We start from the raw sequence: 26463 nt of genomic DNA, 5'->3' as shown, positions 1-26463 counted from the left end.
TCGTCATCTTTCTAAAAATACTCTCGCCGAAGGCTGCGCGTCTCAGACGCGCTCAAACCCGCGGGCAATCTCGTAGTCGGTCACGATCCGCTCGAAATCCTCGATCTCAACTTCCGCCGCACGGACATAGTGGTCAACCACCGCATCGCCCATGGTGGCCCGCAACATGGCCGAGCTTTTGAGTGCCGCCGCCGCCTCACGCAGCGTGCCGGGGATCATGCCGGTGTCGCCCTGATAGACATCGCCCTTGGTGGGGGCCTGCAGCTCAAGCCCTTCCTCGATGCCTGCAATACCCGCCGCCAGCATGCCGGCGATCGCGAGATAGGGGTTCATGTCCGAGCCGGGTATCCGGCATTCCACGCGGATTGCCTTGCTGCCGACACCGCAGAGGCGATAGCCTGCGGTGCGGTTGTCCACCGACCAGATGATACGGGTCGGGGCAAAGGTGCCCTTCATGAAGCGTTTGTAGCTGTTGATATAGGGCGCCATGAAGGCGGTGTAATCCGGCGCGTATTTCAGCAGACCCGCCATGTAGGCCTTCATCAGCGATGACATGCCCAGCGCGTCGCTCTCGTCATAGAAGGCAGGTTTGCCGTCCTGCCACAGCGACTGGTGGACATGGGAGGAGGAGCCGACCTTCTCGTGATGCCATTTCGGCAGGAAGGTAACGGCATGGCCCTGCTGCTGGGCGATCTCTTTCACCGCATGTTTGGCAATGGTGTGATATTCAGCCGTATCCATCGCGGCGGCATATTTGATGTTCAGCTCTTCCTGACCGGTCTCGGCCTCGCCCTTGGAATTCTCGATCGGCAGCCCTGCATCCCACAGGTGGTTGCGGATCGGGCGCAGGATATGTTCCTCACGCGAGGTCTGCAGGATGCTGTAGTCCTCATTGTAGCCCGAGATCGGCTGCAGATCGCGGAAACCGGATTTGCGGATTTCGTCAAAGCTCTTCTCGAACAGGAAGAATTCCAGCTCGGTGGCGCACATCGCGTCAAAACCCATCTCTTTGAGACGGTTCACCTGACGTTTCAGGATGGCGCGGGGAGAATGGGGGACTTCCTCATGGCTGTGGTGATCCAGCACATCACAGAGCACCATCACCGTGCCAGCCAGCCAGGGCACCGGGCGCAGCGTGGCCAGATCCGGCTTCATGACATAATCGCCATAGCCGTTTTCCCAGCTGGTCGAGGCATAGCCTTCCGGCGTCGCCATCGCCAGATCGGTGGCGAGGAGATAGTTGCAGCAATGGGTCTCTTCCCAGGCGCCGTTCACAAAATGCTTGGCGTGAAAGCGTTTGCCCATCAGCCGACCCTGCATGTCCACAAGGCACACAAGAACTGTATCAACGGTGCCGTCGGCAACCTGGTCTTTGAGCGTATCGAAGGAGAGCATGAGCAGCCCTTTGTGTTCTGAGGCCACAACTTTCTGACTAGAAAAGTTGAGCAAATTCCTTGGGAAGGAATTTGGCCCACCGCACGCGGGCCAAATTCGGTTTTCTGTGGCAGCCTTAGCCGTAGCGATAGGGGCGGCCGGCCTTCTGCATGTCGGCGTTGTACTTCTTGATGATCTCGACAACGCGCGCTTTGGTCGGGCTTTCGGCGGCGATTTCGTCCCAGAATTTGACGGCGGCGTCTTCGACCTGCTGCCATTCGTTGTCCGGAATCGTGGTCAGTTTCATCTTGTCGCCGTTCACGCGCAAGGAGGCTTCGCCACCCCAGTACCACCACTGGCGATAATAATGCGACTGATCACAGCAGACACGGAACAGGGTCTGCAGATCCTCGGGCAGCTCGTTCCAGCGGCCCTGGTTGGCAAAGAAGGAGCCAGCCCAGGCGCCGGAGATGTTGTTGGTCAGGAAGTAGTTGGTCACATCCGCCCAGCCGACGGTGTAATCCTCGGTGATGCCGGACCAGGCGATGCCGTCCAGCTCGCCAGTCTGCATGGCAACTTCGATGTCTTCCCACGGCAGGGTGACCGGCACCACGCCGAACTGGCTCAGGAAACGGCCGGCGGTCGGGAAGGTGAAGACGCGTTTCCCATTGAGGTCGGCCAGCGAGTTGATCGGATCCTTGGTGGCGAAATGGCAGGGGTCCCAGGCGCCTGCCGAGATATGCTTGACGCCGACCTTGGAGTATTCCTCGTCCCAGATCTCGTTCAGACCATATTGGTTGAACAGCACAGGCACATCGAGCGAGTAGCGCGAGGCGAAGGGGAAATAGCCGCCAAAGACAGTGACTTCGGTGGGCGAGGCCATCGAGTCGTCATCCGACTGCACCGCGTCGATCGTGCCGCGCTGCATGGCGCGGAACAGCTCGCCGGTGGGGACCAGCTGGTCGGCATAGTAGAGCTCGATCTGCATGCGGTCGCCTGCGATCTTGTTGAACATGTCGATGGCGGGTTTCACCACATGCTCGGCCAGTGCCGCACCGGCATAGGTCTGCATACGCCAGGTGATTTTCGACTGGGCCAGCGCAGGTGTGGCCAGCGGTGCGGCCAGGGCGCCGACACCGGCGGTCTGTATAAACTTACGTCTTGTCGTCATGTCTCTTCTCCATGTTGAATGTCCGGCCCCCTTGCGGAGCTCTTCTGAGGGTTATTTTCCGTAAACATAGTCCGGCAGCCACAGGGCAATCTGCGGGAACATCATCACCAGGGCGAGTGCGACCACCATGACAGCGGCAAAGGGGATGATTGAGACGTAGATGTCTTTCAGCCCGATTTCCGGTGGCGCCATCGCCCGCATCAGGAACAGGTTGTAGCCAAAGGGCGGCGTCATATAGGCGATCTGGGTGGTGATGGTATAAAGCACACCGTACCAGATCAGATCGAACCCCAGCGCCCCCACAAGCGGCACATAAAGCGGCGCCACGATCACCAGCATCGCGGTGTCATCAAGGAACGTGCCCATCACGATAAAGCTCAGCTGCATCAGGATCAGGATCATCCACGGGCTGAGACCCAGCTGCGTGGTGAACAGATCCTCGATCGCCTTCACCGCGCCCAGACCATCAAAAATTGCGCCAAAGCCAAGCGCGGCGAGGATGATCCACATGAACATGCAGGAAATCCCCAGGGTGGAGCGCACCGAAGTTTCAAACACCTCCTTGTTCATCCGACCTTTGAGAATGGCCGCGACAAAGGCGGTCATCGCACCAATGGCGGAGCTTTCCACCAGCGAGGTCCAGCCATTCACAAAGGGCACCATCATCGCGGCAAAGATCGCCAAGGGCAGCACGCCGGAGAACAGCAGGCGGTATTTTTCCTTCATGAAGACATCATGATAGAAGATCGGAATGCCTCTGGTGACAAAGGCCAGAACGGCACCGGCAAGAGCCACGCCCATTGCGGGTTTTGCCTCGATGATGCCCATCTTGACCACCAGCGGCACCAGCACCAGAAGGGCCAGAACGATGTAGTTCAGGCGCAGCGGATGATCGCTGATGCGCTCATATTCGGCGAGATCCTCGGGGCTCATGGCGGGGCCGAGTTCGGGCTGCATCCGGGCGCGCAGATAGATGTAGATGATGAACATGGCCGCCATCAGCAGACCCGGAACAACACCGGCGAGCCAGAGCTGACCAACCGGCTGGCGCGCGATCATCGCATAGAGCACCAGCACGACGGAGGGCGGCACCAGAATGCCGAGGGAGGATCCGGCCTGAATGGTGCCGGTGACCAGCGTCTTGTCATAGCCACGGCGCAAAAGCTCGGGCAGGGCGATGGTGGCGCCGATGGCCATACCAGCCACTGACAGACCGTTCATCGCCGAGATCAGGACCATCAGACCAATGGTACCAATCGCCAGCCCGCCTTTGACCGGTCCCATCCACACGTGAAACATCCGGTAGAGATCATCTGCGATCTTCGATTCCGACAGCACGTACCCCATGAAGATGAACATTGGCAGCGTGAGCAGAGGATACCATTTCATCAGCTTCATGGCCGCGGAGAAGGGGATTTCACTGCCGCCAGTGCCCCAGAGCAGCAGACCGGCCACAGCGCCGACGAAACCGATTGCGCCAAACACACGCTGACCGGTCATCAGCATCAGCATCATGCCGGCAAACATCATAATGGCGATGAGTTCATAGGACATTAGAAGTCGTCTCCGCGAAGGCGTCCGAGATCACGGAACAATTCAGCAAGGCATTGCAGCAGCATCAGAAAGACGCCGAAACAGAGGATGGTTTTGATCGGCCACATGAAGGGGCGCCACGCGGTGGAACTGCGTTCCAGATAGCCGAGTTTGGCGCTGGCGGCATCGACGCCTTCGCTCACAAGGATTGTCAGCAGCTCTCCGAAGAACTGAAACGGCTCAAGCCCGAAATACCCCAGCGAATAGGCGGTGGAGCTGACGGCGCCATAAAACAGGATCCCCAGGTAGAACATCAGGAACAGCACGGTGACAGCATCGACCATGGCCTTGGTCTTGAGCGACCATGCGCCATAGAACAGATCCATCCGTACATTGCTGCCCATCTGGATCGAGTAGGGACCACCCAGAATATAGTAGGCGACCATGACAAACTGCGCGGTCTCCAGCGTCCAGAGTGACGGGTTGAAAAAGGTCTTTGAGACCGAGGACCAGAGAAGCACCCCAACCAGCACAAAGATCAGATACATGGCGAAACGGCCAATCACGCGGTTCATCGCGTCGATGGCGCGTACATAGCTCTTGATGGCACTAGGCATTGGCTGCCTCCTTACTGGTCAGCGCGCTCAGGGCCGGGCGCAGCAGACACAGCAATTCGTCTGTCATGGCGGCTTCCTGTTCCGGGGTCTGCAACAGATCGTTACGCACTTCGATCATCACATTGGCCAAACCATTGTTCTGACCATGCAGCACCAGCGAATGTGTGACACCGTCCTGCGGGCCATAAGGCGCGTTGCGCTCGATCTGGCGGTCGGGCAGGGCCGGGGCGGCCTCCAGCATCGCATCGGCCAAGCGGCTGTCCGCATCGTGCAGGATGCCGATTTCGACGCTGCGCGGGGTGCCGTAAAAGATCGGGGTAAAGCTATGGACCGTCACCAGCATCGTCTCGCGGCCTGCGGCCCTGCGATCAGCGATCACCTGCGCCACGGCCGCGCAGAAGGGGGTGTAGACGCTGTCGACCCGTTCGGCCCGCGCCGCCGCATCCAGATCACGGTTGCCGGGGACTTCGATCAGTTCCGATTTCGCGGGCATGGCACTGGCAGCTTCGGGCGGGCGGTTGCAGTCATAGACCAGCCGCGACACCCGGCTTGCGACCAGCGGCGCGTCCAGAGCCACCGATAGACCCTTGGCCACCGCCAATGCGCCGGGATCCCAGGCGGCATGGCTGGCGCGGTCATCCTCCGACAGGCCAAGCCCCTCATACCGCGCCGGAATGTGGTTGCTGGCATGTTCGCACAGCACCAGCACATCGCCGGTGCCCGCTGCATTCCAGATCTCTACTGCCTCGTTGGGCAGTTCCGGTGCGGCGGCAGATGGAGCGTTGGAATCGCTCAGTGACATTGGGCACTCCCTGATTTTGGAAAAATGTTTTCACGTACGACTTTTTGTGTCAATATATTTTCAGCATCAGTTTGATCCCCTCGTGTCGGGGATGGCCCTGTCTTTGGGGCAGTGCATAAATTGTAGGCAAACCAGAGGGATAGCCGGACAGTGACAAAACCGCCCGCCACCGTGCGCGAACTCATCCGGGAGCAATATGCAACCCTGACCCAGGCAGAGCGCAAATTCGCAAATGCCCTGCTGGCCAATTATCCGGCGGCTGGTCTGGCCTCTATCACCATTGTTGCCGCCAATGCCGATGTGTCGACACCCACCGTGGCGCGCATGGTGCAGAAGCTTGGTTTCAAAGGATATCCGCAGTTCCATCAGGCCCTGCTGAAAGAGCTGGAGGCAAAGGGATCCGGCCCGACCCAGCGCCGGGCCAACTGGGCGTCGGAGGCGCCGGAGGGGCATCTTCTGAACAGATTTGCACAGGCGGTGACCGACAACCTCAGCCAGACCTTTTCCAACGTCGATTCAGAGCAGTTCGATGCGGCGGTCCGGCAGCTGGCCGATACTGAGGGTCGGCTCTATGTGGTTGGCGGGCGCATCACCCGTGCGCTTGCGGATTATGCCTTCACGCATTTTCAGGCCATTCGCCAGCGGGTCACACATATGACCTCCTCCTCGGCGACCTGGCCGCATTACGTGTTGGATATGGTGGAAGGCGACACGCTGCTGATGTTCGACGTCCGCCGCTATGAGACCAACCTGCAACGGCTGGCCGAACTGGCCTCGGAACGGGGGGTGCGGGTGATCTTGATCACCGACCAATGGTCCAGCCCCATCGGATCTGTGGCGGCGCATACCTTCAATTGCTGGGTGGAAATCCCCTCGGCCTGGGACTCAAACATCTCAACCATGATGCTGCTGGAGGCGATGATCTCGGCCGCACAGGAGGAGCGCTGGGACGAGACGCGCGCGCGCTACGAGAAACTCGATACAATTTTCGACACCACGCGGCTGTTTCGCAAATTCACCTGAATCCCCTCGCAGCCGTGGTTGTTCATAGTCAGAGAAACGTGTCCAACAGATAAAAAAAAGGGAGGCCGCTAGCCTCCCTTTTTTGTATCTCGGAATTTAAGTGTTTCAGTAGCGGTTGCGGACCGCAAGGCCGATCAGCACGCCCAGCCCCAGCGCGCCAGCTACGGCAAGCGCCGGATTCTTCTTCACGAATTCCTCACTCTGGGAGGCAAGCTCATTGACGGTCTGGGACGCGGTTTTTGCACCCTCGGTCGCCATCTCACGGACCGCCTGAGCATTGCGTACCGCCATATTCTCCAGCTGTTCGCCAACCTCTTTGGCTTTTGCCGCAATCGGCTGGGACGCCTCTGTGAGAGTGTCCTGCTTGCGTCGCGCAGCGGTCGATTTCTTCGGTTCAGTCTGTGTCTGAGTTGCAGCCATGATGAAGTCTCCTTTCCACCACTCAACGTGCGCCGAGCCGCGAAAGTTCCATGGAACCATCGCCGCGCGGTCTGAGTTGGGACGGTATCACAGCACGACATGATATGAAGGAGAGGACCATGCTCTACTGGGCTTTGCTATTCTTTGTTGTCGCAGTCATCGCTGGCCTCTTCGGCTTTGGCGGTGTGGCGTCTGCCTCTGCCGGGATCGCGCAGATTTTGTTCTTCGTGTTCCTTGTACTCTTTGCCATCGCCATGGTGGTTCGGGTGGTAAAGGGCAGATAGCGTGGAGACGACAATGCGAAAGCGATAAGGGGCGGATGCTGTGGCGTCCGCCCATTTTCGTTGCCCATCTGTCCCCGGCGCCTGCGCGCCCGACATCCGTGAGAAGGTCTGACACCGGCGAGAAATATGGGAACCTCTGTCAGGAGCACACGTTGGGGTGGCGAGACCGACACAGACAAAGGAGATGATGAGATGAGCGAAGCGCTTTCAGTTGTGCCCAGCCGTGATGACGTTAGCACCGGTGTCCGTGACACCTCGGTGATCGCCAGCGGGCTGGCCGATGTGCTGGCCGATACCTATCGCCTCGTGTTCAAGACGCATGCCTATCACTGGAACGCCGAAGGGCCGGCCTTCTACTCGGTCCATAAGCTGACCGAAGAGCAGTATGAGAATATGTTTGCAGCGACCGACGAGCTGGCGGAACGGATCCGCGCGCTGGGGCATCTGGCGCCGTCGAGCCTTGCCGATATCGTCAGCCGTTCAAAGCTTGAAGACAAAACCGGCTCGCTGACGGCTGCGGATATGGTTGAGGATCTCGCTCAATGTCATGAACGCGTCGCGCACCGCCTTCATGCGCTGGCCGAGCTGGCGGGCGATCGCAAGGATATCGTTACCGAGGATCTGGCGACGGCGCGCTCCGCCTTTCACGAGCAGGCCGCCTGGATGCTGCGCGCCATCGCCAAGGGCTGAGGCCTGACGAAAGCTTAGGCACCGCCTGACAGGGTGATCCGGCACGAGAGACGCGCGCGGCGGTGATCCCGGCGCGGCGGCGATCTCAAGCGAAAGAGCGGAAAACATCCGCAACTGCCGTCCAGACACAAAAATAGCCGCCTGATCACAGGCGGCTATTTGATCAAAACAGGTTTGCGCCTGGTTCAGGCCTTCAACGTCTCGGTCGAGGAGAAGAACATCGCCTGGCTGACCGCCGAGCGAACCTGATCCTCGGTATAGGGCTTCGAGATCAGGAAGGCAGGTTCCGGCCCTTCGCCGGTCAGCAGCCTTTCGGGGAAGGCAGTGATAAAGATCACGGGGCAGTCGAAATGATTTTCAAGGATCTTGTTCACCGCATCAATGCCGCTGGAGTTATCCGCAAGCTGGATATCCGACAGGATCAGATCCGGTGTCTCTTCCCTTGCGAGTTTCAGCGCGGCATCTTCAGTCCGGGCAATGCCGGTCACCCGATGTCCCATTTCGCTGACGATCCCTTCAAGATCCATCGAAATGATCGCCTCATCCTCGATGATCATGATGCGACCCGATGTGGATTTCGACATCTCCTGATAGGCGATCTTCACCAGCTCACTTGCTTCATCGGCGCCGATTTCCATGATCTGCGCCACCTCTGCGGTGCTGAAATCCTCAATCGTGTGAAGCAGAAGCGCCTCGCGGGTATTCGGGGTAAGCGCACGCAGATGCTTCTGCGCCTGGGTCTCCAGCCCGCTGTCGGGCATATCCAGCTCAACCGGGGCACCGCTGGAACTCCAGATAACATGGAAAGCGCGGAACAAAGCCACCTTTGCTTTCAGCTCAGCCTCATAGCGGTCCGGCTCGGCCAGGATCGCCTCCAGAGTTGCAAGGGCATAGGTGTCACCGCTGGTCTGGCTACCTGTCAGCGCCCGCGCATAACGGCGCAGGAACGGCAGGTTAGACCCGATCTGATTAGCAAGAATTTCTCCTGTCGGGGCGGTCATTTGATATGTCCCTTTTTTTCTGAATACATATGGAACCATACGTCTGGTCACTGCGTTTGGTTCCAGAGTGTGCGTAAAAAAATATAGTTGGATCGTATGGAAAAGCACAAGGCAACAGAAAAACGCGGCGACGCGATCGAGCGAGAGATCGACAGCAACCTGAAAAAGGCGTTTGATACGCTTGCGTCGGAGCCCATCCCCGACCGGTTCGCAAATCTTCTCGACCAGCTGAAAGCCAAGGGCGCAGCGCCGATCAAAAGCGCAAATCGTGATGAGGATGACTCCTGATGGGCGATCCCAGAGACGAGCTGGTGGACCACCTTGGTGCCATGCGTGCGTTCGCCATCAGTCTGACCCGGAATACGGCCATGGCCGATGATCTGGTGCAGGATACCTTGGTGAAAGCCTGGACCAATATCGACAAATTCGAGGAAGGCTCCAATATGCGGGCCTGGCTCTTTACGATCCTGCGCAACACGTATTACTCTCTACGCCGTAAACGCCGCCGCGAGGTGGAGGACGGCGATGGCGTCCTGTCCGAGCAGCTTTCGCAGAAACCTGATCATGACGGGCGCCTGAACATGCGCGATTTCAACAAAGCTTTCGAACAGCTGAACGATGAACAGCGCGAGGCGCTGATCCTGGTTGGCGCCGGCGGGTTCTCTTATGAGGAGGCCGCAGAAACCTGCGGCGTCAAGGTCGGCACGATCAAGAGCCGGGTGAACAGAGGCCGGGCGCGGTTGGCCGAGCTGATGAATCTGAGCGAAAACGAGCCGCTGGAGCTAACCGACACCGTAACTGCAGGCATCGTGTCGCAGCAAAGCGTGGCCTGATATGAAACTGGGGCGGGCACTGGCTGGCGGGCTGTTTTTTCGGCTCGCCGCTCTCATGACCTTGGCATTGCTGCCATTGGGCATGATTGCCATCTATCAGACCTACACGGTGATAGATGAGGCCGCGCGCCTGTCCCGGATGGCCATTCTTGCCCGCACCGAACGGGCCGCCATGGGAGAGCGGGAGCTGTTGCAACGCACCAGCGGCGCCGCTGACGCCCTGGCGGCGGCCACCCTGCCGCTGCGCAATCAGCCCGCAGCCTGCAATCTCGCCCTGGCCACCTTTGTCAAAGCGCAGCCGACCTATTCCTTTGCAGGCCTTGTCACGCCCGAGGGGCAGCCGGTCTGCAGTTCCAAGGATGTGGGCGGCGCGATCGCCGAAACAGCATTTTTTGCAAAAGCGGTCGCGCGCGGCGCGCTGACCTATGGGGTGGGGCGCAGCCTTGATGGAAATGGGGATTTCGAACTCTCATTGACAACGCCGGTTCGCGAAGGTGGCGAAATCGTCGGCTATCTGACCCTCGCCATTCCGAAAAGATTGACCAGCGCGTTTTTCACCGAGAGCTGGCAGCTGGAAGGCATCCGTTTTGCCACAATTGATCGGGACGGCGATATCCTGTCCTCTTCGGAGCCGCTGCCTCAGGCCGGGTTGATGCTGCCTCAGACACCCGCGCAGTCGGATCTGATCAGGCGGTCTGGCGACACGTTCTTTGCAATGTCAAAATCCCAGGAAGAACGGTTCTTCGCGGTGAGCGACATCGTTCCGGGCCAAGTCGCCGTTGTGGGAAGCTGGCCAGCTGCACAGGCGCAGATGGCAACAGGCATGGGCGGCTGGGCCTTCACCCTGGCCTTTCCGGTGTTGATGTGGCTCGCAGGCATGGTCGTCGGCGTATTTGGCCTGCATCGTCTGGTTATCCGCCATCTCAGTGACCTGCGCGCAGCTATGCGGCGCTATGCGCTAGGCGAGCGGAAACAGGCCCAGCTGGATCTGCTGAACCCGCCGCGCGAATTTGCCGAGGCCCAGCAGTCCTTCAACCGCATGGTGATGATCCTCAGCAAGGCCGAAGAACGCCGGGAGATCGACCTGCGCGAGAAAACCGTGCTCCTGCGCGAGGTGCATCACCGGGTAAAGAACAACCTCCAGCTCATCGCCTCGATCATGAACATGCAGGCAAGATCGGCGCGCTCGGACGAGGCGCGCAACGTGCTTGCCCAGCTTCAGCGCCGGGTGCGTGGGCTGGCGGCGATTCACCGGTCCCTGAACACCAATCCAGATGTCACCACCGTGGACGCGGCCGAGCTTATTACGGCTCTGGCCAAGGAGATTGCCTCCCTGTCGCATGGGCGCGACGGCGCTGTCGCCATCGAGACAGATCTGGCCTCGGTCCAGCTTAATCAGGACGATGCGGTGAATCTGTCGATGCTGGTGGCCGAAACGCTGACCAATGCTGTCAGATTTGCGGGTGTAGACGGCGACGGGCGACGCGTTGTTGGTGTCTCCTTTGCAGAACAGCAGGGCGGCTACTGCCGTCTTACCATCCGCAACGCGCTGGACCCGCAGAACGGGGCCGAAAGCGAAGAGCGCCAGTTCACCAGCGGGCTCGGCGCCCGGCTCATCAAGGCCTTCGTCGCACAGCTCGAGGGTGAGGCCAAGACGACGGAAACAGAAACAGAATTTACCTATGAGGTCGTCTTTCCGCATAGCGACGACACGGCGGCACAGGGGCTTGCGGAAAAAAGGGGTGCGAACGACAATGCCGACCTGCGAAACACAGGATGACGCGGCGACGGATCCAGAGGTCTTTGAGGTTCTGGTGACCGCTGCCGAGGCATGGCCTGCGTTTGAGCGGGCGGTGCTCAGCGCCAAAACAGAGGTGCGTGCCAGTTTCCGTATTTTCGACTTCTCTACCGCATTGCTGAGCGACGAGGCGCGCGCCATCGGCGAGACATGGGCGGATCTGGTCGAACATGTGGTTGCCCGAGGTGTCCATTTTCATCTGGTTGTCAGCGATTTCGACCCGGTGATGGGCCAGGAGCTGCATCAGAAAACCAAACGCACCGTGGCGCAGGCGCAGGAAATCGCCGTGCGCCTCGCGCGCCGCGCGACCGATGATCCGGTCGGTGACCTTCATGTCGAGGGCGCGCTGCATCCGGCGCGGGCAGGTCTGTTGCCACGGGTGGCGTTTGGCCCATTCATCAAGATGAAGAAGAACAAGATCTCGGACCGCAGGCCAACCGGACCAGCAGGCGCCACCGGGTTCCCCGGTCGTGGCCTGTCCGATACCCCCGACGATGGTCTTCTTCCCGAAGTGCGCCCGGTCACCCACCATCAGAAGCTGGCGGTGATTGACGAAACCCTACTCTATGTCGGCGGGCTGGATCTCAACGAGCGCCGCCGCGATACGCTGGAGCATGATGAGCCGTCACAGCAGACCTGGGCAGATGTCCAGGTGCTGGTCAGCGGCCCCGAGGCCCGCGAGGCCGCGCAGCATTTGCGGCATTTTCAACGCTATGTCGCGGGCAAGGAAAACCCGCCCGAAGGCAAATTGATCCGCCGGACGATTTCCGCGCCGCGTCGTTTCGGATTCTGGGCGCTGTCCCCCCGCACGGTATTGCGCGAGATCGAAGAGGATTATCTCGCCGCCTTCGAACGCGCCGAACATCTGATCTATCTCGAAACCCAGTTTCTGCGCTCCAGCGTACTGGCAGACGGGCTTGCCGCTGCCGCCAGACGCAACCCGGACCTCTCTCTTATTCTGGTGCTGCCCGCGCTGCCCGATGATGTGGCTTTTGAGGGCAACCGGGATCTGGATGCGCGCTATGGTATGGCCTTGCAGGGGCAGGCGCTGGACACATTGCAAGCAGCTTTTGGCAGCCGCGCGACCATCGCCAGCCCGGTACAGCCGATCCTGGCCGATCGCGAAGCGCCCTCGGTGCTGGCAGGCTCACCTGTGATCTATGTCCACAGCAAGGTGCTGATCGTTGACGATAGTTTTGCGATGGTCGGGTCTGCGAACATGAACGGGCGGTCGATGCGCTGGGACACTGAGGTGGCGCTGCGCATCACCCGCAAGGACCGCGTGGCCGAAACCTGGCGCGCGATGTGCAACCACTGGTGGGATCAGGGCCAGATGCCGGATGAGGCGCGCAGGCTGGAGACAGCGTCGGACTGGTGGCGCGCAGAGGTCGCACGCAATGGCCTGCGCCTGCCGGAGTCGCGCAACGGCTTTCTGGTGCCCCATGATCCGGACAAAATGGCCGATCTTCAGCAGCCCCTTCCGGGCGCGACCGAGGATGTGGTCTGACCCGACGGGATGACAGGGCCTGATGGCGCGCAGGCGGCAGCCCGGCGGCCCGGTGGTCTGGCTCAACTTGGCTGGGTATCGGGGCCTTGTGACCGGCGTGCCTCTGAGGAGGCGCGCAGCAACTGACCGGCCCACAGCAACGTCGGCAGCGCCACGATCGCGCCCACCGGACCCCAGATCCACAGGCCAAAGACAATCGCGAGAAACACCACCAGCGGGCTCAGATGCAGCTGATGACCGACAAAAGCCGGGGTGACAAACTGCGCCTCGATAAGGTTCAGCCCAAGGAACAATGCCGGCGGCAGCAGCGCCGCCGCACCGCCAAGCTGTGTCATCCCGACGAATGTCAGGCCGGTGATCATCATCAACGGGCCGAGATACAGGATGAAGTTCAGCAGCATGGCCGCCAGCCCCCAGATCAGCGCGCTGTCGATGCCGATCACGGCAAGGCCGATTGCGGTGGCGACACCAAGCCCTGCGTTGACGATCGTCACAGCAGCGAAGTAGCGCGCCACCTCATGTTCCGCGCGGTAGAGCCGTTTGCCCAATGCCCCCGCAGCAGCATAAATATCCGTACGTGTCAGCACGAAGAAGAACAGCGTGCCGATGAAGATAAACACCTGCGCACCAAAGTTGGGCGCCACCCAGAGCGCATCCATCAGCGTCGGAAACCCGCTGGCCACATCCGCCTCGGCGCCGCGTGTGCCGACGGTTTGTTCAATCTCCTGGCTGATGGCTTCGATGCCGCGCAGAAGGCCGGACATCATGTAGACCCAGCTTTTGATTTCACGTTTAATTTTGGGGAGATCTTCAACAACGCCCGAGATCAGAGGCTCCAGCGACAGGAACAGCAGCACGATGATGGCGCAGGAGAATAGCAGAAGGCTGCTCGCTACGATCACGCGGGCCACGCCAATGCCCTGTAGCCGGTCGGCAATGGGTGAGACGACAATCCCCACCACCACGGCAAATATGATGGGCGCAAGGATCGGTTTGGATACATAGAGTGCAAGGCCGAGGGCAAGTGCCGTCAGAATGAGCAGCATCATGCGCGCCGCACGGTCGGACAGCATCGAATTGAGCATGGCGAATGGCCTTGTCTGAGAGAAAACCCTCCGGCCCGGTCGGGCCAGAGGGGAGGGCAGCGTCAGTTCAGAGAGGCTTCCAGCGCCTCGCGGCCTTGGCTGAGCTGGTCGTGCAGCGCGGCCTCGCCTTTGTTGGCCAGCTTGCGTAACTCCTGTTGCAGGGTGTCGCGCGCCTCAGCCATCAGGGCGTCGCGTTTGGCGCCCAGCAGTTCATCTTCTTGCCGGGTTTGCGGCAGAAGGGCCGCGACAATCGCACCAAGGCCAAAGGCGAGACCGCCGGCAACCAGTGGCTGCGCTGCGATGCCATCCTGCGACGCGCGGCTGAGCTTTGCGGCTCTGCGTTCCAGTTCTTCCTGGATCTGGATCGCGGAAAGACGTGCCTTTCGCACCTGCTTGCGCGCTTTGGGAGGCAGTTTGTCCAGCCCGTGGTCCAGCGCCGCACGCAGACGCCTGGCGCTGGGGCTTTTGCGCTGGCCCGCATCGGGGCTGGGCACGTGAGCCATCTCAGCGCTGGTCGACGCGGTCACCGGTCCCGCCGGTTGCGCCTGTCCCTCCGGATCACGTCGCTTGCCGGCTCCCGACATCAGCAGCGCGATGCCGGTGCCGACGAGCGCCAGCGCGGCCGGGTTGGCACGCGCGGTTGACCACAGCTGCTGCGAAATCTCACCGCCATATTGCGATGCGGTTGCAGAAACTTCCGTCGCGATGCGCTCCGGCGACAGGCTCGCCGCCAATGTGTCGAGGGATTTGGACAGCGCCACGCGGTCACGGGCGATTTCGGTCTCAAGCTCGGTCAGATCGGTATCATCAGACATGGCGTGTGGTCTCCTTCAAGGTCTTGAGGTCGCGTTGCACGTTCCGCAGGCTGCGATCCGGCATAAGGGCTGAGGGTGACAGGCGGTTGACGCCCAGCATAACCAGCCCCACGGCAAGGGCGATCAACGGCCCGCCGACGATCAGCGCGGCGGTCCCGACGCTAAGGCCCATAGCGGTGATCGCGGCGACAAGCGCGGCTGCAAGGACATGCAGCCCCACAATGGCCAGCACGGCACCCACCGCGATCATCGCGATGGCAACACCGGCGCGCGACAGGTTGCGCGACAGTTCTGCCCGCGCCAGTCGCAACTCGTCCTGAACCAGCTGCGACATCTGTTTGAGCACGGTCACCAGCAGTCCCGGCGCCTGTGACGGGCTGGCAGAGGTGTTCTGATCTTCCATCACGAAGCCCTCCGCGTAGGACTCTGCGTCATGCCGCCACGGCTGTAGTCACTGTCGCTGGCCGGGGAGCCGTCACCGGTCTCATAGGCGGCCCATGGGTCGCCTGTTGCGTCATCGGCGACGGCGCGATCCGACGTGGCATCCGGCGCTGTCGACTTCAGGAACCGGGTTGCGGCAAAGCCGAGAAGCGCAGCCCCCCCCAGAAACAGCATCGGGTTCTTGCGGGCAAAAGTGCCGGTATCGCGCAGTACTTTTTCCAGATCGGCTGTCCGGATGGTATCCGCAACCTGCTCCAGCCCCTGAGCCAGCTGCTGGGCGGCCTGAGCCTGAAGCGAGCCTTGCGGCAGCTCGGAAGCAGCGGCATCAGCAGCACGCGCAGCGGCGGCGGCCTCACCTGCGGCTTTGCTCTGGGCCTGTTGCGCGCGTGCTCTGGCCTCGCTGCGCAGCGTCTCCTGCGCCTGTTCCGCGAGTTCCGTCGCATGTGTCTTGGCGCGCTCGATGTGGCGTGAAGTCGTGTCTTGATCGGTCATGTGCCTCTCCCGTTCTGTTTGGATGGCTTGTGATCCCAACGCGGCCTGCGACGGTTGGTTCCCGAACTCTCTGGACTTCTGTCTGTTCCACCTCGCGGTGCCCAACGCGCGATCATGAACGCCGACATGGCAGCGCCCTCTGGGACGCGGACTCCAGAGCAGTCTTCGCGATCGGCGATAGCGCACCCGCTGAGATTTCGGGGAACCAAGCCGATACCGGCACGTTGACTAGGCGACGATACCCAAATGACAGGAGCCAAGACATGAACGAGCAACAGATCAAAGGGAACTGGGCAACCCTGAAGGGCAAATTCCATGAGGCCTATGGCGATTTGACAGATGATGATGTCGAGAAGGCCAAGGGCGACCGCGAACAGCTGCTTGGCCTGTTGCAAACAAAATATGGCAAGGCCCGCGAAGAAGCTGAGCGCGAGTTGGATAAGTTCTTCGCCTCGGTCTGACCCCTCCATCTGATGTCCTGTGGTTTGGCTGCCGGACAGGCGGCCGCAAACTGCGCGGGGTGACACTCCGACCCCGCCTATCGAATTGAGACGAAAGGAATTTTGACATGGCACGACAGACTGAAACCCAGCAGGAGGCGATTTCTCAACTGTGGCACCAGCTGGAGAAACGCCGCACTTCGATGCTGGCTGTGCGTGACAGCGACCAGCATCCGCAGCCGATGACGCATTTCGCGGATGCAGAGAATGGCGCGATCTGGTTCATTAGCTCCTCCGACAGCGATCTGGTCCGGGCAATCGGCCTTGGTGCCGACGCCCAGTTGACCCTTGTCTCCGACGGTCAGGATTATCACGCAAGCGTGCGCGGACCGCTGGAGGTCACCAATGACCCCGATAAGCTCGACGAGTTGTGGAGCTTTGCCGTCGGCGCTTGGTTTGAAAAGGGCCGTGACGACCCAAAGGTGACATTGCTCAAGATGACCCCGCGTGAAGCAGCGGTCTGGGCCTCGCAGGGCAATGCCGTTCTGGTCGGCCTGAAGCTGCTGCGCGCCAGCCTGAGCGAGACCGAGGGCCACCCGGATGTCGGCGTGCACCACGTGCTTCAGCTCAATACCTGATCGTCAGCACGTCGCGCGATCACGAAAAATGGCGCTGTCCCGTGTTGGGGCAGCGCCATTTTTTAACGTTTCAGGCTTCGGTCAGATGTGTTTATGCCTTCCGCGCGCGGGGGCCGAAGAGCAGCCAGCAGATGAAGCCAAGGATCGGCAGGATCAGCACGAAAACAACCCAGATGACTTTCTTTCCGGTGCCTGCGTTGGACCCGACAATCGACACGATTGCCCAGATGGATAGCAGCAGGACGATCAGCCCGCCGATGCCAGCATATTCTACCATATATAATCTCTCCTTGTCGGGGTATGGGCGCGGTCAGGCGCTGCGCAGCGCCTCGATCAGCGCGTCCTTGTTCATAGTCGAGCGCCCGTCGATATCCAGCTCGCGGGCGCGGTCCATCAGCTCGTCTTTGGTCCAATCCTCATATGGGGGCGCCTTACCGCCCTTTTCAGATGGGGACATGTCATCATTTGCCTGCGCGTTGGCTATGGCGGCAGCCTTCGACTTGCCATAGCCCTTGTCGCGCAGGGCCTTATAGGTGTCTTCCTTCTTGATGGATGCGCTGTGGTCGTCGGCCATGGGGTGCTCCTCTTTTCCAAGCGCAACGCAGAACCTGAATAATTTGTTCCGCCCTCCCATATTGCCGCATTGCCATCTGGTCGTGGCGATTGGCGTCATCACTCCGCGTTCTGCCCGTCGCTCAGCAGGTCGCCGCCACCATCGGGGGCGTTGCGTTCGCGGGCGGCGGCCTCCTCATTGGCGTCCTCGACACGGGCTGGATCCGACGCTGCCGGCAGGGGGGTCTCGGCCGGGGCGGCGGCAGGTTTAGGTGCCGGGACCTTCTGCGATTGCTGCTGGGCCACGGGTAGCAGGCTCGCGGCGTCCCGAGCATCAACACGCAGGCGGTAGATCGGCTCCGGCAGGCCAAACCCATTGCTTTCCAGCGCGGTCTTGGCAATCCGAATGGCCTCGCCACGGGCTTTTTGAAAACTGCTCTGGGTCTGATCGACCCAGCCGGTGAAGGTCAGGATCACATTTGAATCGCCAACCTCCTTGACCCAGGCACCAACCGATGGATCCCGCAGGACAAAGGGCAGCGATTGCAGGGCATCAACCGCCGTCGACAGGGCCGCGGCCAGATCGGCGTCGGCATCAACACCCAGTTCAAACTCGAACCGCCGGTTGGCATCGCGGGTGTAGTTGACGATCCGGCCCTTGAAGACGGTCGCATTGGGGATGCGGATATGGTTGCCTTCGGGTGAGATCAGGATGGTCGCGCGTGAGGTCAGCCGGGCAACGGTCCCCATATCGCCTGCAATCTCGACAAAATCATTCGGCCGAAACGGTTGCCGCAGGCTGAGCAGAATAGAGGCGATGAAATTCTCCACCGTGTCGCGCACCGCAAAACCAACCGCCAGACCAGCAACACCAGCGGCCCCCAATACGGCCCCCAGCAGCGCTGTTGCGTTGAGGATATCCAGCGCCACCACCAGCCCAAGGACGATAAAGGCAATGCGCGCCACACCGCTATAGACCTCCGCGATAAAGGAGTTTGGCGCCAGACGCTTCCAGATCCGCAGCCGCGTCGTCAGCAGCCAGCCAAAGGCGGAAATCATCACGAAAACCAGCATCGCGACAAAGAAAATCGGTGCATTGGCAATGATATTTCGGGTCCGCTCCTTCAGCCGGGAAAAGGCCGAGTCGAGCCGCTCATCAAGCCGCCCATTGATCGCGGTCCGGTTTTCGATCGCCACGACACCGTCAATGCGTTCGACCATCGTGGTCAGCTGGGTCTGGCGCGGATTGTCCAGAACCTCGCCCGACAGGGTCACAACGCCACTTGACACAGAGACCCTCACCTTGTCGAAGCCGTCGATCTCTCCCAGCAGCTGGACAATCCTGCGGCGGATCTGGGCGTCCGGGGCAGCTTTGCTATCGAGCTGGATTGCGCTGTCGGTCTGCACCGGATCGCTGGTTGCCTGAGCGGCGCCGGGATGCGGCAGCAACAGGCAGAATGTCAGCGCCATGACACTCAGATGCAGCGCAAGCCGGGATTGACGGAATGCCCGGGCCAGGGGCCGGGCGGCGGCGCCGACGGGATGGGGGGAGCAGCGGGCAGGGCGGTGGGGCATTGGCATCCTCGGTCTGGAACGCATCGGAAAGGGGCGCGTGGCCCGCTGGTTGTAATACCCGTCAGGCCATTGATCGCGCTGCAATGGTTCTTCGAGTTACGGGGAACGTCAACCGCCGACCGCCATCAGCACCGCAATATCCGGATGCGCGCGGGATCGGACAGAAAAACCCCGCCAGAACTGGTCTGACGGGGCATGAATCGGGCGGCGCTTTACTGTGCTTCCTGAGATTCCTCGGTGATCGCGTCGCCAAGGTCGGAGACGTCACGGCCAAAGCCCTCGGTTGTTTCGCAGGCAGCCAGACCGGCCAAGGCAAGAGCGGCAATAATCAGTCGCATGTCAAATTCCTTTTGTTTCGCGGCGCGAACGCCGGTGTCAGATCCAAGTATCAGTCCCGAAAAATCGGGGCCGGTGTCGCACCGGCGGAGTATGGGGCGCGGGCAAAGCCCAGTCGCGGCCCCGGGTGGCCCCGATCTGGCGGGGCCTGCCCCGTCTCGTCACGGGGTTGCGCTGGGCTAACGCCTCTGCTGCCGGATCGGTTCCCGCCGAAGCTGCTGGCAGTCAAAGAAAAACACCTGACCTGCCTCGGGGGCGAGCGGTGTTGTCGTGCGCATTGTCCGGCGCTCGCTGGAACCGCAGGCGCGTCGAAACGTTTGCTCTCCAGAGACACAGAACAGACACGGAACCCGAGGCGTGACAGGTCGGACAGAGCGCCGAAGCGCGCACCGCAGGCCAGACAGGAGGCAGATCACAATGACAGCGCAGGACCATCCCGTCGGCGAGATAATCGAGGCGACGACCGAATTGCTGGAAGAGGACAGCATCAGCGTTGCCGAGGTTGTCGAGGATCTTGGCCATTCCTCGATGGCGGCGACCCTGTTGCTGCCCGCGATGGCGGTGGTGTCGCCGCTCAGTGGCGTGCCGCTGTTCTCGACTGTCTGCGGGCTGCTGATCTTTCTCATCGCCGGGCAAATGGCGCTTGGCCGGGATCATCTGTGGCTGCCGGATTGGCTCCGCCGACAGCGGATCTCCTCGGAGCGGGCGCGCAGGGTGCTGGGGCCTATGCGCCGGATGGCCCGATTTCTCGATCGCCATACCGAGGCGCGGGTGAAGATCCTGCTGCGCCAGCCCTTTGTCACAGTGCCGCGTATCCTGTGCGCCCTTTCTGGGCTGGCGATGCCGTTTCTTGAACTGGTGCCCTTCAGCTCTTCCACTCTGGGGGCGGTGGTCAGCAGCCTTGCCGTCGCGATGCTGACCCGCGACGGGCTGGTAATGCTGGTGGCGCTGGCGCTGCTGGCGGTAGCGGGCGTCGGCCTGCCTTACCTGCTGCTATGACGGGGATCAGCCCGGCAGGGTGTGGCGGCGCCGGACCTGTGCAGGGCGACCGGGCAGCGACAGCGCAGCATCGCCGCGCGCGCTGCGGCTGATCACCTTGCCCTTTGCCACCACTGCCAGACGGGCAGGCCGCAGGCGCAGTGCCTCGGTCGGGGTGGCCGCATCCAGCACCACCAACGAGGCGCGATCGCCTTTCTTCAGCCCATAGCCGTCCAGTCCCATGATCGCGGCATTGTTCTCGGTCACCATGGTGAAACACTGCGCCATCTCGTCCGGGTGGGTCATCTGCGCCACATGCATCCCCATGAAAGCCACGTCCAGCATGTCGGCGGTGCCAAGGCTATACCAGGGATCCAGTACGCAATCCTGCCCCCAGCCCACCGTTACGCCATGGGCCAGCAATTCCTTCACGCGGGTCAGGCCGCGCCGCTTGGGAAAGCTGTCGTGGCGACCTTGCAAGACGATATTGATCAGTGGATTGGGGATGGCGGCAATCCCGGCTTCGGCAATTAGCGGCAACAGCTTGGAGACGTAGTAGTTGTCCATCGAGTGCATGGAGGTGAGATGGCTGCCGGCCACGCGCCCCTGCAAGCCGTGGCGCAGCGTCTCCTGCGCGAGTGTCTCGATGTGTCGCGACAGCGGATCATCGGTTTCGTCACAATGGATGTCGACCTGCAATCCACGATCCGCCGCGATCTTGCATAGATCGCCCAGAGACTCCGCACCATCCTGCATACTGCGTTCGAAATGCGGAATGCCGCCCACCACATCGACGCCCATATCCAGCGCGCGGATCAGGTTATCGCGACCATTTGGCGCCCGGTACAACCCATCCTGCGGAAAGGCGACCAATTGCAGGTCGATGTACTCCTTGACCGCCTCGCGGACCTCCAGCATCGCGGTCACGCCCCGCAGGTGGTCGGGCGTGGTATCGACATGGGTGCGGATCGCCAGCAGTCCCATGCTGGCCGCCCAGTCGCAATAGGTCAGGGCGCGGCTGACCATATCCTCGACACTGGCCTCCTCGCGCAGCTCTCCCCAAAGGCTGATCCCCTCCAGGAGCGTGCCAGAGGCATTGACCCGCGGCAGCCCGTAGGAGAGCGTCGCATCCATGTGGAAATGCGGATCGACAAAGGGGGGCGTGACCAGATCGCCGCTGGCCTCGATGGTTTCTCTGGCCGCCGCGTCAATGGACGGCGCCACCTCGGTGATGATGTCACCGGTGATGCCGATATCCGCGACCGAGCCATCGGGCAGCGTGCCGCCCTTGATCAACAGATCCAACATCATCTTTCTCCCTTGTTGAATGGCACCATCAATGCGGCAGGCACCTCGGCGCGGCGCGACATCACGATCAACGCCAGTATCGACAGAATATAGGGCATCATCAGGAACAGCTGGTAGGGCACCACCGCGCCGATCCCGGTCTGTTGCAGGCGGATCTGCAAGGCATCAAAGGCGGCAAAGAGGATGGCGCCCAACACTGCCTTGCCCGGTCGCCACGCGCCAAAGACCACCAGCGCAATGCAGATCCAGCCGCGCCCGTTCACCATATCGAAAAAGAAACTGTCAAAGGCCGAAAGCGTCAGGAACGCGCCTCCCACGGCCATCAGGCCGCTGCCCACCACCACCGCCCCCATGCGGATCGCGGTCACTGACAGCCCCTGTGCGGCCACTGCCGATGGGTTCTCACCCGCCGCGCGCACCGCCAGCCCCAGCGGCGTTCGGTAGAGCACATAGGCACAGAGCGCCGCCAGCACAAAGGCGGCATAGGTCAGCGGTGTCTGGGAAAACAGGGCCGGGCCGACCAGCGGCAGATCCGACAGCAGCGGGATTTCATAGGGCTGAAACGCCTCGATCTTGGGGGGCGAGGACACCTCCGGCAGCACCACGCGGTAGGTGTAGAAGGTCAGCGAAGTCGCCAGCAGTGTCAGCCCGATGCCCACCACATGCTGCGACAGCCCGAAAGGCACGCTGAGCGTCGCATGCAGCAGGCCAAAGGTCATGCCGGTCAGCAGTGCCACACCAACCCCGCCCCAAAGGGGCAGCCCGGCCCAGACCGCGATCCAGCCGGAGAAGGCACCCGCGACCATGATCCCCTCGATCCCGAGATTGAGCACGCCGGCCCGTTCGCAGATCAGCTCCCCCAGCGTGGCAAAGATCAGCGGCGAGGCGATGCGGATCGCAGCGGCCCAGAAGCTGGCGGAAAGCAGGATTTCGAGAATGTCCATCTCAGTCCCTCCGCAGCCGGAATTTGCTGAGCAGGATCGCCAGCACCATCAGCAGCAGAGCCGAGGCCAGCATGATATCAGCCAGATAGCTGGGAACACCTGCGGCGCGGCTCATACTGTCCGCTCCGACAAAGATCGCGGCGACAAACAGCGCTGCAAAAACCACGCCAATCGGATGCAGCAGCGCCAGCATGGCCACAACGATGCCCGTGTAGCCAAAACCGGGGCTGAGATCGAGCGTCAGCGCCCCCTTTAGGCCGGCCACCTCTGAATAGCCCGCCAGCCCGGCCAGCCCGCCGGACAACAGCGCGGTTTTCAGGATCACCTTTGTGACCGGAATGCCCGCAAATCGCGCGGCTTCGGCGTTCTGGCCAACTGCGCGCATCTCATAGCCCAGCGTGGTGCGGGTGTTGATCACCCAGATCACCAGCGCTGAAATCAGCGCCAGCGCAAACCCCCAGTGCAGCCGCAGCCCGTCCACCACCCGGGGCAGCCGCGCGTCGGCGCTTAGCCGGGGTGATTTTGGCCAACCCATGCCCATCGGATCCTTCAGCGGCCCTTCCAGCAGGTAGGAGACGAACAACAGGAATATGAAGTTGAACAGCAGCGTGGTGACCACCTCATCCACCCCCAGCCGCGTTTTAAGCAGCGCAGGCCCCAGCAGCAGCACCGCCCCCGCGATCAGAGCCGCCGCACCAAGCAGGGGCAGCAACAGCGGTGCAGGCAGGTTCAGCGCGCCGGTGCCCAGAACAACGGTGATCACAGCCCCAGCATAGAGCTGCGCCTCGGCTCCGATATTCCAGAGCTTGGCACGAAAGGCGACAGCAACCGCCAGACCGGTGAAAATCAGCGGGGTTGCGCGGTTCAATGTCTCAAGCAGCGCAAATTTCGACCCGAATGCCCCGCTCAGGATCAGGCCAAAGATCGACAGCGGTTCCCCCCCGGCGACCTGTGCAAGCGCGGCAGCAATGACAAATGTCGCCAGCAGTGCAAGGGCAGGCGGCAGCAGCCGCCGCTGCCAGCTTGGCGCGGCAATCGGTTCAAGCCGCATGGCCATCCTCCGTCTGTGGGGCATCCGACCGATCGTCAAACCCATGACCGGCCATCCAGGCGCCCAGTTCCTCGGGCTGTTTGCTGCCACGGGCAAAACCGGGGCTCAGACGCCCTTCGCTGATCACATGGATCACATCGGAAAGCTGCATGATTTCGTCCAGATCCTCGGAAATCAGCAGAACCGCCGCCCCGCGCGCGCAGGCTTTGGCCAATTGTTCATGCACATAGGTGACCGCGCCGATATCCAGCCCGCGCACCGGCTGGTTGGCCAGAATGATCTGCGGGGCCTGTTCCAGCACACGGCCAAGGATCAGCTTTTGCATATTGCCGCCCGACAGCAGCCGGATGCGCGTGTCGGGGCCGGGACAGCGCACGTCATAGCCTGCGATCACCGTCTTGGCGAAGTCACGCGCGGCCCGCCAGTCGAGCCAGCCACGGCGGCTGAAGCGGGTCGCATAGGTTTCAAGGATCGCGTTTTCGGTCAGGTCAAAATCGGCAATCGTGCCGGTCTTGTGCCGGTCTTCGGGGATGCGGGCGATCCCGCTGTTGATCGCCTCACGCGGGGACCAGCCTGCCGGGGCGGCGCCGTTCAGGGTCAGGCTGCCGGACTGCGGCGTGATCAGCCCCGAGACCAGATCAGAAAGCGCGGCCTGACCATTGCCGGACACCCCGGCCAATCCGGTGATCTGACCCGCCGCCAGTTCCAGTGACACGCGCTGCAATCCGGGTGTTGCCCCGATGCTGGGGGTGGAGACCTCATGCAGCTGCAACAGGGCAGGGCCGGGGGCGTTGGCTGTGAAATCCGCCGGCGTCACTTCTGCCCCCACCATCAGCGCCGCCAGTTCGTCACGGCTGGTCTCGGCGGTACGCCGCTCGGCCACCAGCCGGCCATGGCGCAGCACCAGCACGCGGTCGGAGATTGCCATCACCTCATGCAGCTTATGCGAGATGAAGATCACCGACAGACCACGGGCGATGGCTTCGCGCAGCGTGGCAAACAGCGCATCGGTCTCCTGCGGTGTCAGAACCGCTGTGGGCTCGTCCAGAATAAGGATCCGGGCATCGCGGTACAGCGCCTTCAGGATTTCCACCCGCTGGCGTTCGCCGACGGTGAGCCGCGAGACCTTGGCGTTGGGATCGACTTTCAGATGAAACTGCTCCGCCAGCGCGCGGATACGGGCCTTTGCCGGTCCTGCCCGCAGGCCCAGACCCAGCAGCGGCTCCACGCCAAGGGTGATATTCTCCCAGACCGTCAGATTATCCGCCAGCGTGAAATGCTGATGTACCATGCCGACGCCTCCATCCAGCGCGGCGCGCGGTGCACCGGGGGGCAGCGCCGTGCCGAACAGTTCCACGCCGCCAGCGTCCGCCGTGTATTGTCCGAACAGAATATTCATCAGCGTGGTCTTGCCCGCGCCATTCTCTCCCAGCAGGGCGATCACCTCGCCTGCAAACAGGTCAAAGCTCACGTCATCATTTGCGGTGACGTTGCCAAAATGCTTGGTGATGTGCTGCAGGCGCAGCACCGGGCCACTGCCCGATGCCTGCGCCGTCTGGTCCGGCGTCATGCGCAGCTGCTCAGGAGGAGCCGGGCTCGGTGTCGTTGATCTCCACCACAAAAGAGCCATCCTTGATCGCTGCGCTGCGGCTGGCGATCAGATCCAGTGCCTCCTGCGGGATCTTGCCCTCAAAGGTGCCAAAAGGCGCCAGCGAGGCTCCGCCCTCCTTCATGAAGGAATAGATGCCATAGTCGGCAGCGGTGAAACTGCCGTCCCGCACCTTGGCGATGGCTGCATCCAGGGTCGGCTCAAAATGCCACAGCGCCGAGGCCGCCACCGTGTCAGGATAGTCGCTCTGGGTGTCGATCACATTGCCGATGGCCAGCACGCCCTTCTCCTTGGCCGCGTCGGAGACGCCAAAGCGTTCCGCATAGAGCATATCGGCACCGTTCTCGATCATGGCGAATGCGGTTTCCTTGGCCTTGGGCGGATCGAACCAGCTGCCGATGAACGAGACCTGGAATTTGATATCGGGGTTCATCTCCCGCGCGCCCGCCATAAAGGCGTGCATCAGGCGGTTCACCTCAGGAATGGGAAAACCGCCGACCATGCCGATATTGCCGCTCTCCGACATGGCCCCGGCCACGATCCCCGACAGGTAGGAGGCATCCTGAATGTAGTTGTCGAAGACCGCCAGATTGGGCAGCGCCGGATCCTCCTTGAAGGAAGAGCCCATCAGGAAGGCCACATCGGGATAATCTGCCGCCACCTCGCGGGCCTCCGCCTCAACGCCGAAGATCTCACCGATGATCAGCTTGTGCCCCTGTTCGGCATATTCGCGCATCACGCGCGGATAATCGGTGTTCGAGGTGTTTTCGGAAAACGTATAGGTGATGTCGCCACGGTTCTCTGCGGCGAGGGCGGCAACATGGATCCGGCTGACCCATTGCTGTTCGACGGGCACGGTGTAGATGCCTGCAACCTTGATCGGCTCGGCCGCTGTGGCCCGAAGCGGCAGCGAGGCGGCAAGCCCGACGGTCAGCGCCCCGGCGGCACAGCTGAGCAGAAAGTGGCGGCGCGACATCCGCGCGCTGGTCTTGGTCTGTGTCATGTCATTTCCCCCTGTCGATGGCCCTGCGTTGGTGCAGGCTCTTTGGAACGTCGCCGGTCATGCCCGCGTGGTGTCGACGCTAGGGGGCTGGTCGTGACCCCGGCAATACGCGCCCTGTGTTCCGCAGGGGAAACTATAGGGGC

Annotated in this window: 30 protein-coding genes; 10 read left to right on the top strand and 20 right to left on the bottom strand. The window is 61.6% G+C overall.

Annotated elements, in window-relative coordinates; translation table 11 throughout:
• Positions 1-42: 42 nt before the first annotated feature.
• The 5 genes from VWZ81_RS08460 to VWZ81_RS08440 all read right to left on the bottom strand — a co-directional run bounded on the left by VWZ81_RS08460 (position 43) and on the right by VWZ81_RS08440 (position 5497).
• The gene (locus tag VWZ81_RS08460) at positions 43-1395 is read right to left on the bottom strand and encodes a glutamine synthetase family protein (protein ID WP_340547385.1); all 1353 of its coding nucleotides are present in this window, start codon (positions 1393-1395) and stop codon (positions 43-45) included.
• A gap of 115 nt (positions 1396-1510) precedes the next feature.
• Positions 1511-2545: a TRAP transporter substrate-binding protein gene (locus VWZ81_RS08455; RefSeq protein ID WP_340547384.1), complete on the bottom strand. Its 1035-nt coding sequence runs from the start codon at positions 2543-2545 to the stop codon at positions 1511-1513.
• Positions 2546-2596: 51 nt separating this feature from the next.
• Entirely contained in the window at positions 2597-4099 is a 1503-nt protein-coding gene (locus VWZ81_RS08450) for a TRAP transporter large permease (RefSeq protein ID WP_416542943.1), read from the bottom strand.
• Positions 4099-4695, bottom strand: coding sequence for a TRAP transporter small permease subunit (locus VWZ81_RS08445; protein WP_340547382.1), 597 nt, complete (start codon positions 4693-4695; stop codon positions 4099-4101). Before VWZ81_RS08445 ends, VWZ81_RS08450 begins: the two co-directional genes overlap by 1 nt.
• The gene (locus VWZ81_RS08440; protein ID WP_340547381.1) at positions 4688-5497 is read right to left on the bottom strand and encodes an N-formylglutamate amidohydrolase; all 810 of its coding nucleotides are present in this window, start codon (positions 5495-5497) and stop codon (positions 4688-4690) included. Before VWZ81_RS08440 ends, VWZ81_RS08445 begins: the two co-directional genes overlap by 8 nt.
• 150 nt (positions 5498-5647) lie before the next feature.
• Here VWZ81_RS08440 and VWZ81_RS08435 point away from each other — a divergent pair, with 150 nt between their 5' ends.
• On the top strand, positions 5648-6520 hold the full coding sequence (locus tag VWZ81_RS08435) for a MurR/RpiR family transcriptional regulator (RefSeq protein ID WP_340547380.1): 873 nt from the start codon (positions 5648-5650) through the stop codon (positions 6518-6520).
• Positions 6521-6625: 105 nt separating this feature from the next.
• Here the strand turns inward: VWZ81_RS08435 and VWZ81_RS08430 are convergent, their stop codons facing one another.
• Positions 6626-6940, bottom strand: a complete 315-nt coding sequence (locus VWZ81_RS08430; RefSeq protein WP_416542942.1) for a hypothetical protein — start codon at positions 6938-6940, stop codon at positions 6626-6628.
• Positions 6941-7059: 119 nt separating this feature from the next.
• Between VWZ81_RS08430 and VWZ81_RS08425 the strand changes: the two genes are divergently transcribed.
• Together VWZ81_RS08425 and VWZ81_RS08420 are read left to right on the top strand one after the other, a co-directional pair.
• Positions 7060-7224, top strand: a complete 165-nt coding sequence (locus VWZ81_RS08425) for a DUF1328 domain-containing protein (RefSeq protein ID WP_340547378.1) — start codon at positions 7060-7062, stop codon at positions 7222-7224.
• Positions 7225-7416: 192 nt separating this feature from the next.
• Positions 7417-7914, top strand: a complete 498-nt coding sequence (locus VWZ81_RS08420; protein ID WP_416542941.1) for a Dps family protein — start codon at positions 7417-7419, stop codon at positions 7912-7914.
• A 185-nt stretch (positions 7915-8099) separates the two neighbouring features.
• Here VWZ81_RS08420 and VWZ81_RS08415 read toward each other — a convergent pair whose 3' ends face one another.
• Positions 8100-8915: a response regulator gene (locus tag VWZ81_RS08415; RefSeq protein WP_340547376.1), complete on the bottom strand. Its 816-nt coding sequence runs from the start codon at positions 8913-8915 to the stop codon at positions 8100-8102.
• Positions 8916-9011: 96 nt separating this feature from the next.
• Between VWZ81_RS08415 and VWZ81_RS08410 the strand changes: the two genes are divergently transcribed.
• From VWZ81_RS08410 to VWZ81_RS08395, 4 genes are read left to right on the top strand one after another with little or no spacing between them, the layout of a single operon-like run.
• Positions 9012-9203, top strand: coding sequence for a NepR family anti-sigma factor (locus VWZ81_RS08410; protein ID WP_416536718.1), 192 nt, complete (start codon positions 9012-9014; stop codon positions 9201-9203).
• Complete coding sequence (locus VWZ81_RS08405) at positions 9203-9748, top strand: RNA polymerase sigma factor (RefSeq protein WP_340547374.1); 546 nt, start codon at positions 9203-9205, stop codon at positions 9746-9748. Before VWZ81_RS08410 ends, VWZ81_RS08405 begins: the two co-directional genes overlap by 1 nt.
• Before the next feature lies 1 nt (position 9749).
• The gene (locus VWZ81_RS08400; protein WP_416542940.1) at positions 9750-11528 is read left to right on the top strand and encodes a sensor histidine kinase; all 1779 of its coding nucleotides are present in this window, start codon (positions 9750-9752) and stop codon (positions 11526-11528) included.
• Positions 11503-13053, top strand: coding sequence for a phospholipase D family protein (locus VWZ81_RS08395; protein WP_416542939.1), 1551 nt, complete (start codon positions 11503-11505; stop codon positions 13051-13053). The genes VWZ81_RS08400 and VWZ81_RS08395 overlap by 26 nt, the downstream gene beginning before the upstream one ends.
• Positions 13054-13115: 62 nt before the next feature.
• Here the strand turns inward: VWZ81_RS08395 and VWZ81_RS08390 are convergent, their stop codons facing one another.
• The 4 genes from VWZ81_RS08390 to VWZ81_RS08375 all read right to left on the bottom strand — a co-directional run bounded on the left by VWZ81_RS08390 (position 13116) and on the right by VWZ81_RS08375 (position 15886).
• Positions 13116-14138, bottom strand: coding sequence for an AI-2E family transporter (locus VWZ81_RS08390; RefSeq protein ID WP_340547371.1), 1023 nt, complete (start codon positions 14136-14138; stop codon positions 13116-13118).
• A gap of 62 nt (positions 14139-14200) precedes the next feature.
• Complete coding sequence (locus VWZ81_RS08385) at positions 14201-14953, bottom strand: hypothetical protein (RefSeq protein ID WP_416542938.1); 753 nt, start codon at positions 14951-14953, stop codon at positions 14201-14203.
• Positions 14946-15356 carry a phage holin family protein gene (locus VWZ81_RS08380; RefSeq protein ID WP_340547369.1) on the bottom strand — a complete coding sequence of 137 codons (411 nt, stop codon included), beginning with the start codon at positions 15354-15356 and terminating at the stop codon, positions 14946-14948. The genes VWZ81_RS08385 and VWZ81_RS08380 overlap by 8 nt, the downstream gene beginning before the upstream one ends.
• A complete protein-coding gene (locus VWZ81_RS08375; protein WP_416542937.1) occupies positions 15356-15886 on the bottom strand; it encodes a hypothetical protein in 531 nt (176 codons plus the stop codon). The genes VWZ81_RS08380 and VWZ81_RS08375 overlap by 1 nt, the downstream gene beginning before the upstream one ends.
• Before the next feature lie 263 nt (positions 15887-16149).
• Here VWZ81_RS08375 and VWZ81_RS08370 point away from each other — a divergent pair, with 263 nt between their 5' ends.
• Both VWZ81_RS08370 and VWZ81_RS08365 read left to right on the top strand, forming a co-directional pair.
• A complete protein-coding gene (locus tag VWZ81_RS08370; protein ID WP_340547367.1) occupies positions 16150-16347 on the top strand; it encodes a CsbD family protein in 198 nt (65 codons plus the stop codon).
• A gap of 107 nt (positions 16348-16454) precedes the next feature.
• Positions 16455-16964, top strand: a complete 510-nt coding sequence (locus VWZ81_RS08365; RefSeq protein WP_416539977.1) for a pyridoxamine 5'-phosphate oxidase family protein — start codon at positions 16455-16457, stop codon at positions 16962-16964.
• Between the two features lie 91 nt (positions 16965-17055).
• Here VWZ81_RS08365 and VWZ81_RS08360 read toward each other — a convergent pair whose 3' ends face one another.
• The 4 genes from VWZ81_RS08360 to VWZ81_RS08345 form a co-directional block, all read right to left on the bottom strand.
• Positions 17056-17241 carry a PLD nuclease N-terminal domain-containing protein gene (locus tag VWZ81_RS08360; RefSeq protein WP_340547365.1) on the bottom strand — a complete coding sequence of 62 codons (186 nt, stop codon included), beginning with the start codon at positions 17239-17241 and terminating at the stop codon, positions 17056-17058.
• Between the two features lie 33 nt (positions 17242-17274).
• Positions 17275-17538 (bottom strand): Rho termination factor, encoded by a 264-nt coding sequence (locus VWZ81_RS08355; RefSeq protein ID WP_416542936.1) that lies wholly within the window; start codon positions 17536-17538, stop codon positions 17275-17277.
• Between the two features lie 98 nt (positions 17539-17636).
• A complete protein-coding gene (locus tag VWZ81_RS08350) occupies positions 17637-19091 on the bottom strand; it encodes a mechanosensitive ion channel family protein (protein WP_416542935.1) in 1455 nt (484 codons plus the stop codon).
• A gap of 212 nt (positions 19092-19303) precedes the next feature.
• Positions 19304-19429: an entericidin A/B family lipoprotein gene (locus VWZ81_RS08345; RefSeq protein ID WP_072505423.1), complete on the bottom strand. Its 126-nt coding sequence runs from the start codon at positions 19427-19429 to the stop codon at positions 19304-19306.
• Between the two features lie 415 nt (positions 19430-19844).
• On the opposite strand from VWZ81_RS08345, the gene VWZ81_RS08340 reads away from it, so the two are divergent.
• The gene (locus VWZ81_RS08340; protein WP_416536654.1) at positions 19845-20426 is read left to right on the top strand and encodes an exopolysaccharide biosynthesis protein; all 582 of its coding nucleotides are present in this window, start codon (positions 19845-19847) and stop codon (positions 20424-20426) included.
• A gap of 6 nt (positions 20427-20432) precedes the next feature.
• Here VWZ81_RS08340 and VWZ81_RS08335 read toward each other — a convergent pair whose 3' ends face one another.
• The 5 genes from VWZ81_RS08335 to VWZ81_RS08315 are packed head-to-tail and all read right to left on the bottom strand — an operon-like array spanning position 20433 to position 26320.
• Positions 20433-21713 carry an amidohydrolase family protein gene (locus tag VWZ81_RS08335; RefSeq protein WP_416543033.1) on the bottom strand — a complete coding sequence of 427 codons (1281 nt, stop codon included), beginning with the start codon at positions 21711-21713 and terminating at the stop codon, positions 20433-20435.
• Positions 21713-22657, bottom strand: a complete 945-nt coding sequence (locus tag VWZ81_RS08330; protein WP_416537482.1) for an ABC transporter permease — start codon at positions 22655-22657, stop codon at positions 21713-21715. Before VWZ81_RS08330 ends, VWZ81_RS08335 begins: the two co-directional genes overlap by 1 nt.
• Position 22658: 1 nt before the next feature.
• A complete protein-coding gene (locus VWZ81_RS08325; protein ID WP_340547359.1) occupies positions 22659-23708 on the bottom strand; it encodes an ABC transporter permease in 1050 nt (349 codons plus the stop codon).
• The gene (locus VWZ81_RS08320) at positions 23698-25278 is read right to left on the bottom strand and encodes an ABC transporter ATP-binding protein (RefSeq protein ID WP_416542934.1); all 1581 of its coding nucleotides are present in this window, start codon (positions 25276-25278) and stop codon (positions 23698-23700) included. Before VWZ81_RS08320 ends, VWZ81_RS08325 begins: the two co-directional genes overlap by 11 nt.
• A 10-nt stretch (positions 25279-25288) precedes the next feature.
• Positions 25289-26320 (bottom strand): BMP family protein, encoded by a 1032-nt coding sequence (locus VWZ81_RS08315; RefSeq protein WP_340547357.1) that lies wholly within the window; start codon positions 26318-26320, stop codon positions 25289-25291.
• Between the last annotated feature and the right edge of the window lie 143 nt (positions 26321-26463).

This window comes from Phaeobacter sp. JH20_34 (genome assembly GCF_048056095.1).
Lineage (GTDB): Bacteria > Pseudomonadota > Alphaproteobacteria > Rhodobacterales > Rhodobacteraceae > Phaeobacter > Phaeobacter bryozoorum.
Note: the sequence above shows the minus strand (reverse complement) of the source record. Positions and strands in the feature narration are given on the sequence as shown.

Excerpts from the sequence above, each read along its gene's own strand:
- VWZ81_RS08460 (WP_340547385.1), bottom strand. The coding sequence starts at position 1,395 with ATGCTCTCCTTCGATACGCTCAAAGACCAGGTTGCCGACGGCACCGTT.
- VWZ81_RS08455 (WP_340547384.1), bottom strand. The coding sequence starts at position 2,545 with ATGACGACAAGACGTAAGTTTATACAGACCGCCGGTGTCGGCGCCCTG.
- VWZ81_RS08450 (WP_416542943.1), bottom strand. The coding sequence starts at position 4,099 with ATGTCCTATGAACTCATCGCCATTATGATGTTTGCCGGCATGATGCTG.
- VWZ81_RS08445 (WP_340547382.1), bottom strand. The coding sequence starts at position 4,695 with ATGCCTAGTGCCATCAAGAGCTATGTACGCGCCATCGACGCGATGAAC.
- VWZ81_RS08440 (WP_340547381.1), bottom strand. The coding sequence starts at position 5,497 with ATGTCACTGAGCGATTCCAACGCTCCATCTGCCGCCGCACCGGAACTG.
- VWZ81_RS08430 (WP_416542942.1), bottom strand. The coding sequence starts at position 6,940 with ATGGCTGCAACTCAGACACAGACTGAACCGAAGAAATCGACCGCTGCG.
- VWZ81_RS08425 (WP_340547378.1), top strand. The coding sequence starts at position 7,060 with ATGCTCTACTGGGCTTTGCTATTCTTTGTTGTCGCAGTCATCGCTGGC.
- VWZ81_RS08420 (WP_416542941.1), top strand. The coding sequence starts at position 7,417 with ATGAGCGAAGCGCTTTCAGTTGTGCCCAGCCGTGATGACGTTAGCACC.
- VWZ81_RS08415 (WP_340547376.1), bottom strand. The coding sequence starts at position 8,915 with ATGACCGCCCCGACAGGAGAAATTCTTGCTAATCAGATCGGGTCTAAC.
- VWZ81_RS08410 (WP_416536718.1), top strand. The coding sequence starts at position 9,012 with ATGGAAAAGCACAAGGCAACAGAAAAACGCGGCGACGCGATCGAGCGA.
- VWZ81_RS08405 (WP_340547374.1), top strand. The coding sequence starts at position 9,203 with ATGGGCGATCCCAGAGACGAGCTGGTGGACCACCTTGGTGCCATGCGT.
- VWZ81_RS08400 (WP_416542940.1), top strand. The coding sequence starts at position 9,750 with ATGAAACTGGGGCGGGCACTGGCTGGCGGGCTGTTTTTTCGGCTCGCC.
- VWZ81_RS08395 (WP_416542939.1), top strand. The coding sequence starts at position 11,503 with ATGCCGACCTGCGAAACACAGGATGACGCGGCGACGGATCCAGAGGTC.
- VWZ81_RS08390 (WP_340547371.1), bottom strand. The coding sequence starts at position 14,138 with ATGCTCAATTCGATGCTGTCCGACCGTGCGGCGCGCATGATGCTGCTC.
- VWZ81_RS08385 (WP_416542938.1), bottom strand. The coding sequence starts at position 14,953 with ATGTCTGATGATACCGATCTGACCGAGCTTGAGACCGAAATCGCCCGT.
- VWZ81_RS08380 (WP_340547369.1), bottom strand. The coding sequence starts at position 15,356 with ATGGAAGATCAGAACACCTCTGCCAGCCCGTCACAGGCGCCGGGACTG.
- VWZ81_RS08375 (WP_416542937.1), bottom strand. The coding sequence starts at position 15,886 with ATGACCGATCAAGACACGACTTCACGCCACATCGAGCGCGCCAAGACA.
- VWZ81_RS08370 (WP_340547367.1), top strand. The coding sequence starts at position 16,150 with ATGAACGAGCAACAGATCAAAGGGAACTGGGCAACCCTGAAGGGCAAA.
- VWZ81_RS08365 (WP_416539977.1), top strand. The coding sequence starts at position 16,455 with ATGGCACGACAGACTGAAACCCAGCAGGAGGCGATTTCTCAACTGTGG.
- VWZ81_RS08360 (WP_340547365.1), bottom strand. The coding sequence starts at position 17,241 with ATGGTAGAATATGCTGGCATCGGCGGGCTGATCGTCCTGCTGCTATCC.
- VWZ81_RS08355 (WP_416542936.1), bottom strand. The coding sequence starts at position 17,538 with ATGGCCGACGACCACAGCGCATCCATCAAGAAGGAAGACACCTATAAG.
- VWZ81_RS08350 (WP_416542935.1), bottom strand. The coding sequence starts at position 19,091 with ATGCCCCACCGCCCTGCCCGCTGCTCCCCCCATCCCGTCGGCGCCGCC.
- VWZ81_RS08345 (WP_072505423.1), bottom strand. The coding sequence starts at position 19,429 with ATGCGACTGATTATTGCCGCTCTTGCCTTGGCCGGTCTGGCTGCCTGC.
- VWZ81_RS08340 (WP_416536654.1), top strand. The coding sequence starts at position 19,845 with ATGACAGCGCAGGACCATCCCGTCGGCGAGATAATCGAGGCGACGACC.
- VWZ81_RS08335 (WP_416543033.1), bottom strand. The coding sequence starts at position 21,713 with ATGTTGGATCTGTTGATCAAGGGCGGCACGCTGCCCGATGGCTCGGTC.
- VWZ81_RS08330 (WP_416537482.1), bottom strand. The coding sequence starts at position 22,657 with ATGGACATTCTCGAAATCCTGCTTTCCGCCAGCTTCTGGGCCGCTGCG.
- VWZ81_RS08325 (WP_340547359.1), bottom strand. The coding sequence starts at position 23,708 with ATGCGGCTTGAACCGATTGCCGCGCCAAGCTGGCAGCGGCGGCTGCTG.
- VWZ81_RS08320 (WP_416542934.1), bottom strand. The coding sequence starts at position 25,278 with ATGACGCCGGACCAGACGGCGCAGGCATCGGGCAGTGGCCCGGTGCTG.
- VWZ81_RS08315 (WP_340547357.1), bottom strand. The coding sequence starts at position 26,320 with ATGACACAGACCAAGACCAGCGCGCGGATGTCGCGCCGCCACTTTCTG.